At 52.8% G+C, this 14,604-nt stretch carries 15 protein-coding genes and 2 pseudogenes; 3 read left to right on the top strand and 14 right to left on the bottom strand.

Features of this window, described 5'->3' with window-relative positions:
- Positions 1-93: 93 nt before the first annotated feature.
- From pdxJ to rpoE, 12 genes are all read right to left on the bottom strand, one after another.
- Positions 94-846 carry a pyridoxine 5'-phosphate synthase gene (pdxJ, locus tag VEB01_RS14175; RefSeq protein ID WP_324876494.1) on the bottom strand — a complete coding sequence of 251 codons (753 nt, stop codon included), beginning with the start codon at positions 844-846 and terminating at the stop codon, positions 94-96.
- Positions 843-1,625 (bottom strand): DNA repair protein RecO, encoded by a 783-nt coding sequence (gene recO, locus VEB01_RS14170; RefSeq protein ID WP_324876492.1) that lies wholly within the window; start codon positions 1,623-1,625, stop codon positions 843-845. Before recO ends, pdxJ begins: the two co-directional genes overlap by 4 nt.
- Entirely contained in the window at positions 1,585-2,466 is an 882-nt protein-coding gene (era, locus tag VEB01_RS14165) for a GTPase Era (RefSeq protein ID WP_324876491.1), read from the bottom strand. Before era ends, recO begins: the two co-directional genes overlap by 41 nt.
- Positions 2,463-3,155 carry a ribonuclease III gene (rnc, locus tag VEB01_RS14160; RefSeq protein ID WP_324876581.1) on the bottom strand — a complete coding sequence of 231 codons (693 nt, stop codon included), beginning with the start codon at positions 3,153-3,155 and terminating at the stop codon, positions 2,463-2,465. Before rnc ends, era begins: the two co-directional genes overlap by 4 nt.
- 141 nt (positions 3,156-3,296) lie before the next feature.
- The gene (locus tag VEB01_RS14155; protein WP_324876489.1) at positions 3,297-3,674 is read right to left on the bottom strand and encodes a DUF4845 domain-containing protein; all 378 of its coding nucleotides are present in this window, start codon (positions 3,672-3,674) and stop codon (positions 3,297-3,299) included.
- Positions 3,675-3,719: 45 nt separating this feature from the next.
- Entirely contained in the window at positions 3,720-4,499 is a 780-nt protein-coding gene (lepB, locus tag VEB01_RS14150) for a signal peptidase I (RefSeq protein ID WP_324876487.1), read from the bottom strand.
- Positions 4,500-4,528: 29 nt separating this feature from the next.
- Positions 4,529-6,334, bottom strand: a complete 1,806-nt coding sequence (gene lepA / locus VEB01_RS14145) for a translation elongation factor 4 (protein WP_324876485.1) — start codon at positions 6,332-6,334, stop codon at positions 4,529-4,531.
- Positions 6,335-6,338: 4 nt separating this feature from the next.
- Positions 6,339-7,745, bottom strand: a complete 1,407-nt coding sequence (locus tag VEB01_RS14140) for a DegQ family serine endoprotease (protein WP_414675483.1) — start codon at positions 7,743-7,745, stop codon at positions 6,339-6,341.
- A 62-nt stretch (positions 7,746-7,807) separates the two neighbouring features.
- Positions 7,808-8,248, bottom strand: coding sequence for a SoxR reducing system RseC family protein (locus VEB01_RS14135; protein WP_324876484.1), 441 nt, complete (start codon positions 8,246-8,248; stop codon positions 7,808-7,810).
- On the bottom strand, positions 8,245-9,192 hold the full coding sequence (locus tag VEB01_RS14130) for a MucB/RseB C-terminal domain-containing protein (RefSeq protein WP_324876482.1): 948 nt from the start codon (positions 9,190-9,192) through the stop codon (positions 8,245-8,247). The genes VEB01_RS14135 and VEB01_RS14130 overlap by 4 nt, the downstream gene beginning before the upstream one ends.
- Before the next feature lie 82 nt (positions 9,193-9,274).
- Entirely contained in the window at positions 9,275-9,796 is a 522-nt protein-coding gene (locus VEB01_RS14125; protein WP_324876480.1) for a sigma-E factor negative regulatory protein, read from the bottom strand.
- An 11-nt stretch (positions 9,797-9,807) separates the two neighbouring features.
- A complete protein-coding gene (gene rpoE, locus VEB01_RS14120) occupies positions 9,808-10,380 on the bottom strand; it encodes an RNA polymerase sigma factor RpoE (protein ID WP_324876478.1) in 573 nt (190 codons plus the stop codon).
- Positions 10,381-10,781: 401 nt separating this feature from the next.
- On the opposite strand from rpoE, the gene nadB reads away from it, so the two are divergent.
- Positions 10,782-12,377, top strand: a complete 1,596-nt coding sequence (gene nadB / locus VEB01_RS14115; RefSeq protein WP_324876476.1) for an L-aspartate oxidase — start codon at positions 10,782-10,784, stop codon at positions 12,375-12,377.
- A 73-nt stretch (positions 12,378-12,450) separates the two neighbouring features.
- On the opposite strand, the gene amrS is transcribed toward nadB, so the two are convergent.
- Positions 12,451-13,560: an AmmeMemoRadiSam system radical SAM enzyme gene (gene amrS / locus VEB01_RS14110; protein WP_324876474.1), complete on the bottom strand. Its 1,110-nt coding sequence runs from the start codon at positions 13,558-13,560 to the stop codon at positions 12,451-12,453.
- Positions 13,561-13,667: 107 nt separating this feature from the next.
- Here amrS and amrB (VEB01_RS14105) point away from each other — a divergent pair.
- Both amrB (VEB01_RS14105) and amrB (VEB01_RS14100) read left to right on the top strand, forming a co-directional pair.
- Positions 13,668-14,222, top strand: a pseudogene (amrB, locus tag VEB01_RS14105) (AmmeMemoRadiSam system protein B).
- 19 nt (positions 14,223-14,241) lie between these two features.
- Positions 14,242-14,451, top strand: a complete 210-nt coding sequence (gene amrB / locus VEB01_RS14100; protein ID WP_324876472.1) for an AmmeMemoRadiSam system protein B — start codon at positions 14,242-14,244, stop codon at positions 14,449-14,451.
- Between the two features lie 13 nt (positions 14,452-14,464).
- Here amrB (VEB01_RS14100) and VEB01_RS14095 read toward each other — a convergent pair.
- A pseudogene (locus tag VEB01_RS14095) lies at positions 14,465-14,604 on the bottom strand (IS630 family transposase); the annotation flags it as partial.

Genomic DNA, 14,604 nt, shown 5'->3' with positions numbered 1-14,604 from the left:
TCCGCTACGACGCTCAAGCCATCGCAAACTGTCGTTATATCAGGCCGCAGGCCCTTCGATTCAATAGCTTTTTCAACTATGGCAGAATAACCCTTACGGGTCAATTGATAAGCGCGCCGCCTCCATCAACCGCTTCATCTCGCTCACCGCCCGTCCCAAACCGGCGAAAAGCGCCCATGCAACGATAGAATGTCCGATATTTAGCTCCTCGACCTGAGAAATTCGGCATATTTCCGCGACATTGTGGTAATTCAATCCATGCCCGGCATTTACTTTAAGACCGTTGCGGACAGCTTGCTCGGCCGCTCGCTCCAGTCGACGAAGCTTCTCTTTCCTATCCTCGTCCGAGACCGCATCCGCATAGTGACCCGTGTGCAATTCGATAACCGGAGCACCGGTTTTCACTGCCGCTTCGATCTGTCGAAGATCGGCGTCAATAAATAAGGAAACCTCCACTCCGGCCTCGCCCAAGACTTCGCAAGCGGCATGAATCCGTTCGAAATTTCCGGCCACATCAAGACCACCTTCCGTAGTCAATTCTTCGCGTCTTTCCGGAACCAGGCAGCACGCTTGGGGCCTCACCGTTTTTGCGATGGCGACCATCTCGTCGGTTACTGCCATTTCCAAGTTAAGGCGGGTCTCAATCATCTCTCGAAGCAGCCTAACGTCTCGATCCTGTATATGCCTGCGATCCTCGCGAAGATGAGCAGTAATCCCGTCGGCGCCCGATTGCTCCGCGACTAAGGCCGCCTGAATCACCTCGGGATATTTGGTATGCCTAGCCTGACGTATGGTGGCGATATGATCGATGTTCACTCCGAGCAAGATAGGGCGAGATGGCTTCATGGTTTGCTTTTTATAATTTGCTTGAAGAAGTCGCGGCTTTTAAGAGCTTTTCCATTGAGATAATAATTAATCACTCGCCGCATCAGATGTTTCGCCTCCTGGAGTTCATCAGGATCGTTCAGCGTCTTTTGTTTCAATGCAAGCAAGGTAGCGCCGCTAATCGAGTCCGCAACGCCTTCGTCGTTCTCTACCGGACCTTGCTCGATCTTGTAGACATACGTTCTTGCTGGATCAATTTGTTGCCCATATGCAGTTTCCCGATCAAAGGACAGGCCGTATCCCGTCTCTTCTAAAAGAGAAACTTCAAACAACCGCAGAATCCGCTCTACGCCATCAGTTGTCGCGAGCTGACCCAGGGTGTTCCGATAAAGATGGAATACTTCGGGATAAGGGTCATGGGAAGGAAGAAAGTTAAGGAGCAATTCATTCATATAGAATCCGCAGAACACCTTGAGCCTGCTCAACTCAATGCTTGTTCCTATAGATTCCACGGCGGTTAAGACCGGCAGCTCTCCTTTTCCCGCCCAAGAGAGACGCAATTCAACGAACGGCTGCAGTAACGAAAGCAATCCCTTTTTACTTTTGCGCACACCTTTCGCCAACAGCCGGATCCGACCGAAATCCAATGTGAATACGTCGAGAAGAAGGCTGGACTCGCGATAATCTCTGCGGTGGAGAACAAAACCGTTCTGTAGCGAGATACGGCCATGGAAATCCGGAGAAGCGCTCTTGCTCGCTTCATTCGGTATAGCCGAGGCTGTGCAGGGCTCGCTCATCATCCGACCAACCTTTTTTTACCTTGACCCAAAGCTCTAGGTAAACCTTGCTATCAAGCAGACGTTCCAGTTCGCGGCGCGCCCGCTCACCGACCTTTTTGAGCACTTCGCCATTACGGCCGATGATGATTGCCTTCTGGCCTTCACGCTCGGCCCAAATAACCGCACTGATTCGTGTCAATCCGCCCTCGGGCTTGAACTGCTCGATCTCCACCGTCAGCGCATGAGGCACCTCTTGCGCCAAGGAACGAAGCAGTTTTTCCCGAATAACCTCAGCGGCAAAAAAACGCTCCGGCCTATCGGTGATTTGATCTTCGGGATAAATCGGTTCGCCTTCCGGCAAAAGCTCGATGATTTTCCGCTCCAAAACATCCAGGTTAGTGCCCTTTAAAGCGGATACCGGAACTAAATCGGCAAACGAGTGGCGAGTCGCCGCTCCCTCTAGAAACGGCAAGAGAACGCCCTTATCCTCGAACCTGTCGACTTTGTTGATAACCAGGATTACGGGCACCCCCGCGGACTTGATCCTATCCAGAACCAATTCATCCTCCGAGAGCCACGTCGGCCTGTCGATGAGCCAGATAATCACATCCACGTCGAGCAGGGCGGAGATCGCCGCACGGTTGAGGTAGCGATTCATCGCTCGCTTTTGGCTGGCATGAATGCCAGGAGTATCGACAAAAATAATTTGCCCTTCCGCAGTGGTTTTAACGCCGCAAATGCGATGCCGCGTCGTCTGCGGCCGGCGGGATGTAATACTGATCTTTTGACCGACAAGGTGGTTTAGGAGGGTCGATTTACCCACATTGGGGCGGCCGACCAGAGCGACAAAGCCCGCTTTCATGGTTTGAGCCTCAATTCTTCGGCCAGCACAGCCAACATCTTCTCTGCAGCCTGCTGCTCGGCCTTTTTTCGGGAAGAGCCGACACCCTCGCACGAGCCCGGGATCAGTGAGACGCGGCATTCCACGCAAAAGCTTTGGTCGTGCGGCTGACCAATGACCGTTTTAAGGGTATAGGTGGGCAATTCAAGTCCTCGCGCTTGCATTAATTCTTGCAAGCGGGTCTTCGGATCTTTTTTCCAATCCTGTAACGAAAGACGGTCTATTGGCTCGGCGAACAGATTTAATATCCACTCTCGGCACGCGTCTATGCCTTGATCGATAAGCAAAGCGCCAATCACGGCTTCCAACGCGTCGGACAAGATTGAGTCGCGCCTATATCCGCCGCTTTTCAGCTCGCCCGAGCCTAAAACCAGATAATCCCCTAAATTTAATTTACGCGCCAATTCCGCCAAAGAGGTTTGATTCACCAGAGTGGCGCGTAGCCGGCTGAGCACGCCTTCGTCGGCCTCCGTGAATTTGTCGTAAAGTCTCTCCGCGATCACAAAACCGAGCACGGAATCGCCCAAGAATTCCAGCCGTTCATTGTTCTCGCTTTCGGCGCTTCGATGGGTCAAGGCTCTTCTGACCAAGGCAGAGTTCTTGAAGCTCAAGCCCAGCCTTTTTGCGATCTTTTCCGGTTCCAATATCACAACTTCACCGGGATAAGAGTTGAGCACGTAACGACGCGTCCGATAAAGTGATAGCTCGGAGAAACGGCCGATTTACACGGCTCCGCCCCGTTTGGAGTGCACTGTACGAACGTGACAAGTAAAAAATAGGAACGTTTTTCATCAGTTCGATCCGACCTCAAGGAGATCGTTAAAATGCAGCAAAGCATCCACGTTTCCAAAAAGATGCTCAGCTACGTCATAGGTTATTTGAATTTTTAGGTAAGCCCCCTGCTTAGTGATCTTCACATCTTTGGCCGTTACCCGTTCGACCATGTTGATCTCCCAGCGTTTCTGCAGGAGGCTCAAGATTTCTTCTCTGGATTTCGAAGCGATATCGTTATCTTTCTTGAGTGATTCGAGCGATGACGCAACCTTATAGTGCTCCAGATATACGGGCCCGATTTTTAACACAAGCAACGAGAAAAAACCGATCAAAAACAGGACGAATAGAAAACCGGTAACCGTCAGACCTCTCTGCCGGGAAGGGAAATTAGCCATTTTCGCGTACTCCAGGAGTTTTCGGATGGTTTCGGCACTAGACCGCTAATTCAATATAGTACCGAGACGATTAAATGCGATGCCGCCGTTCTCCCAGTCCCAACTCATCCAAACGAAAAAAGCTTTTCCGACCAAATGGCTTTCCGGTACGGTACCCCAGTAACGGCTATCGTTGCTGTTGTCCCGATTATCGCCCATGACAAAATATTGGCCTTCGGGCACCGTGAATTCCCCCTGCACCGAAGGCTGGCCCTCTCGAATTAGGATGTCGTGGTTAACCCCTTGCAAGTCTTCGGTCAAAAGGCGTGCGCCGGTCATGACGCTACCCTGCCCCACACCTTGGTATTCAGCCAGAGCCGTTTGTTTGATAGCCTCGCCGTTCACATAAAGCTGCTTGTTGTAATACGCGATGCGATCGCCCGGCAAGCCGATGATGCGCTTGATGTAATCCACCTTCGGGTCTTTTGGAAAACGAAAAACCACGATGTCGCCCCGCTTGGGTCCGCCCATCTCGACGATTTTTGTGTTTAAAACGGGAAGGCGAATACCGTAGGTATACTTGTTGACGAGAATGAAATCGCCGATGAGAAGTGTAGGCATCATGGAACCCGAGGGAATACGGAACGGTTCCACCAAAAACGACCGCAGCAAGAGTACGATCAGAATGATCGGGAAAAATGAGCGAGCGTATTCCACGACGACCGGCTCTTTAACCGGCACCCTAGCTCCGGACGCTTGCAACCGCCGCTGCAATATGTAGCCACCCCAAATGATCCCGGTCAAAAGCGTTGCCACGACCAAAAAAAACGAAAAATCGAAATCCATAAGCTAGGTCTTTTTGTTGCTTTTCCGTATTAGGAATCTTTGTTTACGCGCAAAACCGCCAGGAACGCCTCCTGCGGAATATCAATCTTCCCCACCTGCTTCATCCTTTTCTTGCCGGCTTTCTGCTTTTCCAGCAGTTTTTTCTTACGGGTGATATCGCCGCCATAGCACTTGGCCAGCACGTTTTTGCGCATCGCTTTTACCGAAGATCGAGCGATAATTTTCGAGCCGATCGCGGCCTGAATAGCCACTTCGAACATCTGTCTCGGAATAAGATCCTTCATTCGCTCGACGAGATCTCGGCCTCGGGTTTGACTGATGTCCCGGTGCACGATCAAAGACAGCGCATCGACTCGCTCGCCATTGATGAGAATATCCAACTTTACCAAAGGCGCCGCCTGAAACCGCCTGAACTCGTAATCGAACGAAGCGAATCCGCGGCTGACGGACTTAAGGCGGTCAAAAAAGTCCAGCACGATCTCGCTTAGAGGCAATTCGAAGCTGAGTGATACCTGCCCGGCCATGTACTGCATCTTTTTTTGTACGCCGCGCTTTTCAACGCAAAGCGTCATCACCGCGCCCAAATAATCCTGCGGCACCAAAATATTGGCCTCGATAATCGGTTCGCGAATTTCGGCGATTTCGTTGGGCAGCGGCAACTTGGACGGATTGTCGATCAGAATCGTTTCGTCATCCGTTTTGAGGACCTCGTACACGACGGTCGGCGCCGTCGTAATCAAATCGAGATCATACTCCCGCTCCAGCCGCTCTTGGATAATCTCCATGTGCAGCATTCCCAGAAACCCGCACCGAAAGCCGAACCCCAAGGCCTGGGACGTTTCCGGCTCGTACTGAAGCGCGGCATCGTTGAGATGCAGCTTGCTCAGCGCTTCCCGGAGGTTCTCGTAATCGTCGGATTCAACGGGATAAAGTCCCGCAAACACCCTCGGCTGAACTTGTTGAAAGCCTGGCAGCGGCACCTGACAAGGCCGATCGGTTGCCGTGATCGTATCGCCTACCGGCGCACCGAAGATATCCTTGATGCCGGCCACAACGAAACCCACTTCGCCAGTTTGGAGGCTCTCCTTATCTAAGGTCTTGGGGGTGAAGACGCCCAGCTTTTCCACCAAGTGGCTCTTCCCCGTGGACATGATGACAATCTTCTGCTTGCGGGAGATGGAACCGTTGACCACTCGCACCAGCGAAACAACCCCTAGGTAGTTGTCGAACCAGGAGTCGATGATCAGCGCTTGCAAAGGCGCTTCAGTGTCGCCCTTAGGCGAAGGCACCTTGCTTACCAATTGCTCGAGAAGATCATTCACCCCGAGACCGGTTTTCGCGCTGATCTTTAAGGCCTCGTCGGCCGGTACCCCGATGATCTCCTCGATTTCCTTGCAAACCCGATCCGGTTCCGCCGACGGCAGGTCGATTTTGTTCAGCACGGGAATCACTTCCAACCCCTGCTCGATCGCCGTATAGCAGTTCGCTACGCTCTGTGCCTCCACCCCCTGCGCTGCATCGACCACAAGCAAGGCACCCTCGCAAGCCGCCAGTGATCGAGAAACTTCGTAGGAAAAATCCACGTGGCCGGGCGTGTCGATCAAATTGAGCTGATAAGTCTCGCCGTTTTTAGCCGTGTAGTTGAGCGTTACGCTTTGGGCCTTAATGGTAATGCCGCGCTCCCGCTCGATATCCATCGAGTCGAGCACCTGGTTAAGCATCTCGCGGTCACTAAGTCCACCACAAATTTGGATGAAACGGTCTGCTAGAGTTGATTTGCCATGATCGATATGAGCGATGATGGAGAAGTTACGAATATGCTGCTGATCGGTCACAGTCTCAATCCTTGAGCTTCATGGCCAAGAACAATGACCCGCCGCGTCGCTGCACCAATACCGCAATCGATTTGCCTTTCGGCAATCCCTTCACAACGTCGTTGAAATGGTTCACGTCTTTAATAATCTGATCCTGAATACGAAGAATTACATCACCACGGCGTATACCCGCATCATAAGCGGGACCAGGATTGACCGCCTGTACCAGCACGCCATGCTGCGAAATTTCCAACTGTTCCCGCTGCTCCACCGTCAAATTGGATACGCTAAGCCCCAAACGGTCGAAAGTCTGGGCACCCGGGGCCTCCTCGGCACCCAGGAGCGCTCCCTCGTCCTCGGGCAATGCGCCAATCTTGATCTTCACATCCCGGGTAGAACCTTGGCGGATAATTTTGACCGCTGCCGTTTCGCCCACCTTAGTCATGCCCACCATCGGCGGTAGCGACGACGAACCAACGACTTCCTGCCCATTAAACTCGGTGATGACGTCGCCGATCTGGATACCACCCGCCTCCGCGGGACTCTTCGGCAAGACTCTTGATACCAGGGCTCCCTGCGGCTTCTTCATCCCGAAAGATTCGGCCAACTCCCGGGTGACGTCCTGCACTTGCACGCCTAGCCAACCCCGCGACACGTGGCCCTGCGATTTCAGCTGCTCAACCACCTGCATGGCGACTTCAATCGGGATAGCGAACGATAATCCCATAAAGCCGCCGGTACGGCTGTAGATCTGCGAGTTGACCCCGACCACTTCGCCATCCAAATTGAACAAGGGACCACCCGAGTTACCCGGATTGATCGCCACGTCGGTTTGAATAAAGGGCACATAGTTGTCGCTCGGCAGGCTGCGACCCTTAGCACTAACTATGCCCGCCGTGACTGAATGATCGAAGCCGAAAGGCGAACCGATAGCCAACACCCATTCGCCGACCTTGAGCTTGTCGGCCGAGCCCATTCTCACGACCGGCAAGTGATCCGCCTCTATCTTTAGTAACGCGATGTCGCTGCGCTTATCCGACCCCACCACTTTAGCCACCAATTCCCGGCGGTCTTGCAGTCGCACGATGATCTCATCGGCATCCTTGACGACGTGATGATTGGTGAGGACATAACCATCCTGAGAGACAACAAAACCCGATCCCAAGGATTTTACTTCGCTCGGCTGGCCACCACCTTCCCCGAAGAAATGCCGAAAGAAATCATCGAAAGGGGTCCCTTCCGGTATTTCAATGCCCTCTGGTAACTGCGGCTCGGTGGCGGTTACCTTTTGCGAGGTACTAATGTTTACTACCGCCGCACTGTTTTTCTCGACTAAGCCCGTGAAGTCGGGAAGCTGAGCAAGGACTCCCTGTGACGAAAGCCCCATAAGGGAAAAACAAAGCACGAGGGCTAACCACCTGGTTTTAAGCATACGAAACTCCCAAGTCTTCACGGACCTAAGCATGAATTTAAAAGCTAAAAGCGGATTTGATGTCAGCTAAGTTTACGGAGAACCACGGGGTGCAGTTTGCCGCGAGAAAGTGCCCCGGTGGATTTCAAAAAGACAAAAGACAAAATTAAGCCTATCACGCCCCCGAATGCGCTGGCCCCATCATTAGAGATAGCGGGTATCAACGATGATGCGACGATGTCTCCCAATACCGCACCAAAAAACAAGCCCAATAAAGGAATCAAGTATGCACAGAAGGATCCTTTTACGATGGCGTCCTCCTGAATTCCCAGCATAACGCGATCACCCACGTGAACGTCAATCGGGGAAAATACCTGTAAACGAATTATCGGTGTTCCGAGGTACTGACCCACCACAGCGGAGGCACACTGCTGAGAACATCCGCCACAGGCAGACCTTCTCGGCTTTTCAACCCAAACCTGCCCGGCTTCCGTGTGCGAGACGACTGCCTCTTCCTCAATCATGGCCTTTGTACATTCTGACGATGCACTCCACCTGCAATGGCCTGTACGGTTCTAGCGGGCACTTCACCCATCACGGTAACCAGATAGCGATCGATCTTACGAGAATGGGCGTTTATAGCGCCGACTTTCTTCTGGTGGCCCTTAACGACATCGCCTCCCAATTCATCAATATAAATTGAAACAGAAGAAAAACCATCACTCAATAAGATATGTTCCACCGGATGTTCCGTCGGCGCACGCAGCAGCCGTGTATAAGAAATCATCTGAAATCCGTCAGGCACGTTTTCAAGCACCCACTTCAGTGAGTCAAGCGGCAGCGCCTTACGTTGATTGATCTGCCAGGTGAAGGTGTCAACCTTAGTGGACGCATTCAGCTCGGATCGCGGAATCGATTCTTCTATGCTCAGCGAAGTGAACATCATCTGCTCTACCACCTGGTCATTCTCGCCAACCAGCTCGAATTTGAGCGGCAACTTGGATTCTACGTCCACCCAAATCCGACGAGCGTACCGAAAGTCGTCACGCGGCTCAATACTGATTATCTGTGATAAACGTTGGGCGACATATTCCTGCGCCAGAAGCTTGAAATCGTAATGCCGTGAGAGCTGCGCCAGATCCTCCGGCAATTCCAGCAAAACCGAGCGTCTTGACGGTTTGTTTTCTACAAAAACAGTCTTGGTATCGGGAAAGTAGCACGCCACCTTTTCTGCATTCCGCACGACTTCGCGGAGCGGGCTATTCATCGACACTAACCGTTCTTGCTCTATGCCCTCTGCAAAGGCATGAAACAGCTGAAAGCTCTCGACGTGTTTATCTTTGAGATAAGCCACTACCCCCCGATAATTCAAATGAATCACCCCTTGACGCATATCCATTAGCCACCGAATAGCGTCACTCTGACGGAGTTCGGCAGTTGCCCCAAAAGCCTCGGCCGCAAGCAACATCAAACAAATTTGCCATGCTAAAACGCGGCGTATGCGGAGCATATCCACAGAGCGAGTAAAAAGCGAAGCCATCAATTCGAATTTAGCGAGAAGAGTCGTAGGTCACCAGGCGGGCATAAGGCAACACACCCGGAGCCCCTACCAAATAAGCCGTTTCATTGTGCATAACGAGGTAATCCTGAAATTGGGGATCGCCCCCTGAACGAGCGTTACCAGCCCCAGTCAACTCTGTTTGCGCCAATAGCTCGGGACCGCGCACCGGAGAATATTCACTTATGGATTTTCCGACTAAAACCGCCACAATCGCCAAAGAAGCCGCTAACGCTGCCGTAACCGCCTTTTCACGATAGCGATGTTTTCCCGATCTTGGAGCAAGAATCGTAGGCTCGCTGGCCAGCGCATCCCGAACTCGATCTACAAAGCTATCGTCAACGAGCAAGGTCTTCTCCGATCGCATCAACTCGCTGATCAAGCGGTAGCGATGCCACTGCTTACGAAGCTCGGCATCACCCTCAACGCGAGACATCAATGCCAGCGAGTCACTCTTGCTCAATTCTCCGTCAAGCAACAATGACAATTTTTGTTTCAGATCGTCATCCGACATGGAGTTGTCCCCTAACCGAGTATAAATTTTAATTTCTTATCGATGGCTTCGCGCGCACGAAAAATGCGTGAACGCACGGTCCCCACCGGACAATTCATTACTTGGGCAATTTCGTCGTAACTCAAACCATCGAACTCGCGTAAGCTTATCGCCGTACGGAGTTCTTCGGGCAGTTCGTCGAGCGCAAATTGGATAACCTGAGCGAGTTCTTCACTTAACACCACTCCCTCAGGGGTTTCTTGATCTTTTAGACGTACGGCGGACTCGAATTGTTCCGCCTCCTCGATGTCGATTTCGTCTTCGGAGGGACGGCGCGACCGCATCGCTAAATGATTCTTCGCCGTATTGATCGCAATCCGGTACAACCATGTGTAGAAAGCGCTCTCGCCGCGAAAACTCGGCAGCGCCCGATAAGCCTTGATGAAGGATTCCTGAGCGACATCCAAGGCTTCATGGGGATCCTTGATGTAGCGGTTGATCAGCTGCGCGATCTTGTACTGGTACTTTCGAACGAGAATATCGAACGCCGTTTTGTCGCCTCGCTGCACCCTCCGAACTAGTTCCTCATCGAGTTGCTCTCCCATTGCGGGAAACCCTTCCCTCTATTTAAAAGGGCACACGCGTGACCAAAAGACTCCGGCTTTTGTTCGAACGCAACGAGCGGATGAAAAATATGGCTTATTAGAGAGCTTCATTAAGAGCGAGACACGTGGCTTTGACAGAAATACTGCCGAGGAATGCTGCATAATTGCATTGGCTTGATTCTACAAGAAGAATTATCGTAGTTTCATAAGCACCATTCAATGCGTATTTCGCCTTATCCTTCAACAGTCCTGCTTTCGGTTATCCCATCAGCACCCATTCATATCCAACCCACTATACCCTGCGAGTATCGGTGCCTTCTCAATGCCCAATTAAACGCCACCTGTTTTAGACGGCATGGTTTTACAGTACGATGACAGAACTACTACAACGCCCTTAGTTCATGTCATCCTCCGTTCATGACGTTTTGATCATCGGCAGCGGCGCAGCCGGTTTAAGCCTTGCGCTACGTATCGCCGACCACGCGCGTGTCGCCGTCTTATCCAAGACGGCCCTGAGCGAAACTAATACGCTCTATGCCCAGGGCGGTATTTCTGCGGTACTGGATGCCGAGGACTCGATTGAGTCGCACATACAAGATACGCTGAATGCCGGAGCCGGCCTTTGCGATCCGGACATCGTCCAACTCGTCGTTTCGCAGGGTAGGGAATGTATCGATTGGCTGCTGGAACGAGGCGTTCCGTTCACTGAAATGGACTCGGAGAACGGCGCTCACCAACTTCACCTCACCCGGGAGGGTGGACATACCCATCGCCGTGTAGTCCATGCGGCCGACGCCACCGGACGGGCCGTGGAAACATCGCTGGAACAACATGTCCGCGCGCACCCTAATATCGACCTATTCGAATTCCACAATGCAGTCGACCTGATTACCACAAAAAAGATCGGCCGTGGCGAGAACCGCGTACTGGGCGCCTATGTACTGGATACCAATGCCAATACAGTAAAAACATTCCGGGCTCGCGTCGTCGTTCTAGCCACTGGAGGCGCCAGCAAAGTCTATCTATACACCAGCAACCCCGACATCGCCACCGGAGATGGCATTGCCATGGCATGGCGGGCCGGCGCCTGCATCGCCAATATGGAATTCATTCAGTTCCACCCGACCTGTCTCTATCATCCGCATGCCCGCTCATTCCTGATTTCAGAAGCCGTTCGCGGAGAAGGCGGGAAATTGCTCTTGGCGGACGGCTCGTCCTTCATACACCGATTCGACCCTCGCGAAGAATTGGCCCCCCGCGATATTGTGGCGCGGGCTATTGATCATGAAATGAAGCGCCTGGGCGTCGACTGCGTTTACCTGGACATCAGCCACAAACCTGCCGATTTCATCAAGAGCCACTTTCCCACCATTTACGCAAGGTGTCTGGAGTTCAACATTGATATTACGATGCAGCCGATACCGGTCGTTCCGGCCGCGCACTATACCTGCGGGGGCGTGCGGACCGACCGCCACGCACGTACTGATGTACCGGGCCTTTATGCGGTTGGAGAAACCGCCTGTACCGGCCTCCATGGAGCCAACCGCATGGCCAGCAATTCGCTACTGGAGTGCCTGGCATTTGCTAAGCAGGCGGCCGAGGATATTATCAAGGCGCTGCCCGAGATCCACTCCCCTCCGGATCTGCCGGAATGGGATGAATCCAAGGTCACCGACTCCGATGAGGAAGTCGTTGTCGCCCATAACTGGGATGAAATCCGCCGGTTTATGTGGGACTACGTGGGCATCGTCAGGACCAACAAGCGCTTAGAGCGGGCGCTGCGCCGTGTCGAGCTGTTAAAACAGGAAATTGCCGAGTACTACGGCAACTTTCGGGTTACTAGTGATTTGTTGGAGCTGCGTAACCTAGTCATCGTAGCCGAACTGATCATCCGCTCGGCCTTGTTGCGCAAGGAGAACCGGGGACTCCATTTCACACTGGATTATTCGGGCGCAAACGAACAGAAGTCGCCCGAAAATACCGTACTCTGCCCTTGATCATCGCGATATTTGAGTGGCTCTAAGAGAGCCTCGAAGCCCGATCAAGCTCAAACGATTCTTCACGTCCGGCTCAATGCCGCATAACGGCTCGCCGGTACATACTAACCGGAATGCGCTTAGCTCCCCAGTCGCCAGGACTCTCGTCGAAAACACCGGCGCACGGTGTATCACATACATTGCAGGTTCCTTGCGACGTCAAATTCCATTCCGACAGCTCATACCAATCACGTCCGATAAGCAACTGTCCGCATTGGTGACAATAAGTGCTGTCACCGGCTTTGTTGTGAACGTTTCCCACATAGACATACCTAAGACCGTTTTTCACGGCAATACGTCGGGCGCGTATTAACGTATCCAGCGGGGTGGAGGATTTGTCCATCATCTTCCAGTCAGGGTGAAAAGCCGAAAAATGGAGGGGAACATCCGGCCCCAGCTTCTCGACCACCCATTGAGTTAAAGCCTCCAGCTCCTGGTCCGAATCGTTCTCGCCCGGGATCAGTAAGGTCGTTATCTCCAGCCACACCGGCGTTTCATGCTTGATGTATTGCAGCGTTTCCAACACCGGTTGCAAATGCCCGCCGCAGATCTTGCGGTAAAACTCGTCGGTGAACGCCTTCAGATCTATATTGGCCGCATCCATCACACTGTAAAACTCAGCGCGCGGTTCGGCGCACATATAACCGGCCGAGACAGCGACCGATTTGATGCCCTGCGCTCGGCATTCGCGGGCGACATCCACCGCGTATTCATGAAAAACCACCGGATCGTTGTAAGTGTAAGCTACGCTACGGCAACCCAGCTCTTTTGCCGTCCACGCAATGGCCTCGGGGAAAGCCTGATCCATCAAGGAATCCATCTCCCGCGACTTGCTGATATCCCAGTTCTGACAGAACTTGCAGGCCAAGTTGCACCCGGCCGTGCCGAACGAGAAGACCGGCGTACCGGGAAGGAAATGATTCAGCGGCTTTTTCTCGATAGGATCGATACAGAAGCCGCTAGACCGCCCGTACGATAGCAATGCAATCTTGCCGTCCACATTGCCGCGGACGAAACAAAGCCCTCGCTGTCCTGCCTGCAACTTGCAAAACCGGGGACACATCGTACATTCCACACGACCATCTTCCAGCATACGCCAGTAGCGCGTAGGGAAACCCGCTGCTGCATCGATAATCGGATCCATAATTCACACCACACTCGTTAAGCAAACTCGTACTTGTACAATAAGACTCATTGGGCGCCGGTTAACGCTTAGCAGTCGGCCGGCCTCTATCCTAAGAGGACATCACAATGAGAAGCATACGCCAACCTGCCGTCGCCGGAATGTTCTACCCGGCCGACGAACACCAGCTTCACGCCATGATCCAGGGAATTTTGCGGGATGCAAACACGACCGGGCGAGTACTGAAGGCCATTATCGCGCCGCATGCCGGCTACATTTATTCAGGCCCAATCACCAGTGCCCATGCCCTGCTGAACAGGACCGGGATGTCATTAGTCGCGTGATATTAATGGGACCTTCCCATATAGAGTCGGCTTCCACGATATCGCGGAGCCACGCGGACAGTTATGCCATCCCCTTGGGCGATAGCCCTATAGAACCATGCTGTCATCGAAAAGATTCTCGATCTACCGTTCGTTAAGATGCGCGATGAGGCACACCTACTCGAACATAGCCTGAAAGTTCATCTGCCATTTCTGCAAGAGGTTTTGGACCAATTTAAGTTGGTTCCTTTGGTCGCGGGCGACGCCGCACCATCCGAGGTCAGTAAAGTGCTCGAACGGCTTTGGGGCAGCCCGGAAAGCTTGATTGTCATCAGCTCCGATTTGAGCCATTGCTTATAATTACGCCACTGCAAAACAAATGGACCAGCCCACATCCGTCGCCATTGAAAACCTTCGACCGGAAGACGTCGATTATGAATTGGCTTGCGGGCGGATACCGGTCAACGGCTTACTTGATTTAGCCCGCAAAAAGGGACTTACGGCTCGAACGCTGGACTTACGCAATTCGGGAGACACCGCTGGCAGCAAGGACCGAGTCGTCAGCTACGGGACTTATGTCTTTGCGTAACTGAACCTGTTCCCTAGAGTCCTGTCCCATTAATTCGCTGACATAATCGTTGAAGTTTGGCCAGGATGGAATCCGCCGTGGCGGTCCAGACGAAGGGTCGGCAGGACTGGTTGTAATGGGAGATGAAGTGGTCGATCTTGTTGACCAGATCCC

Source organism: Methylocaldum sp. (genome assembly GCF_035627495.1).
Taxonomy (GTDB): domain Bacteria; phylum Pseudomonadota; class Gammaproteobacteria; order Methylococcales; family Methylococcaceae; genus Methylocaldum.
Note: the sequence above shows the minus strand (reverse complement) of the source record. Positions and strands in the feature narration are given on the sequence as shown.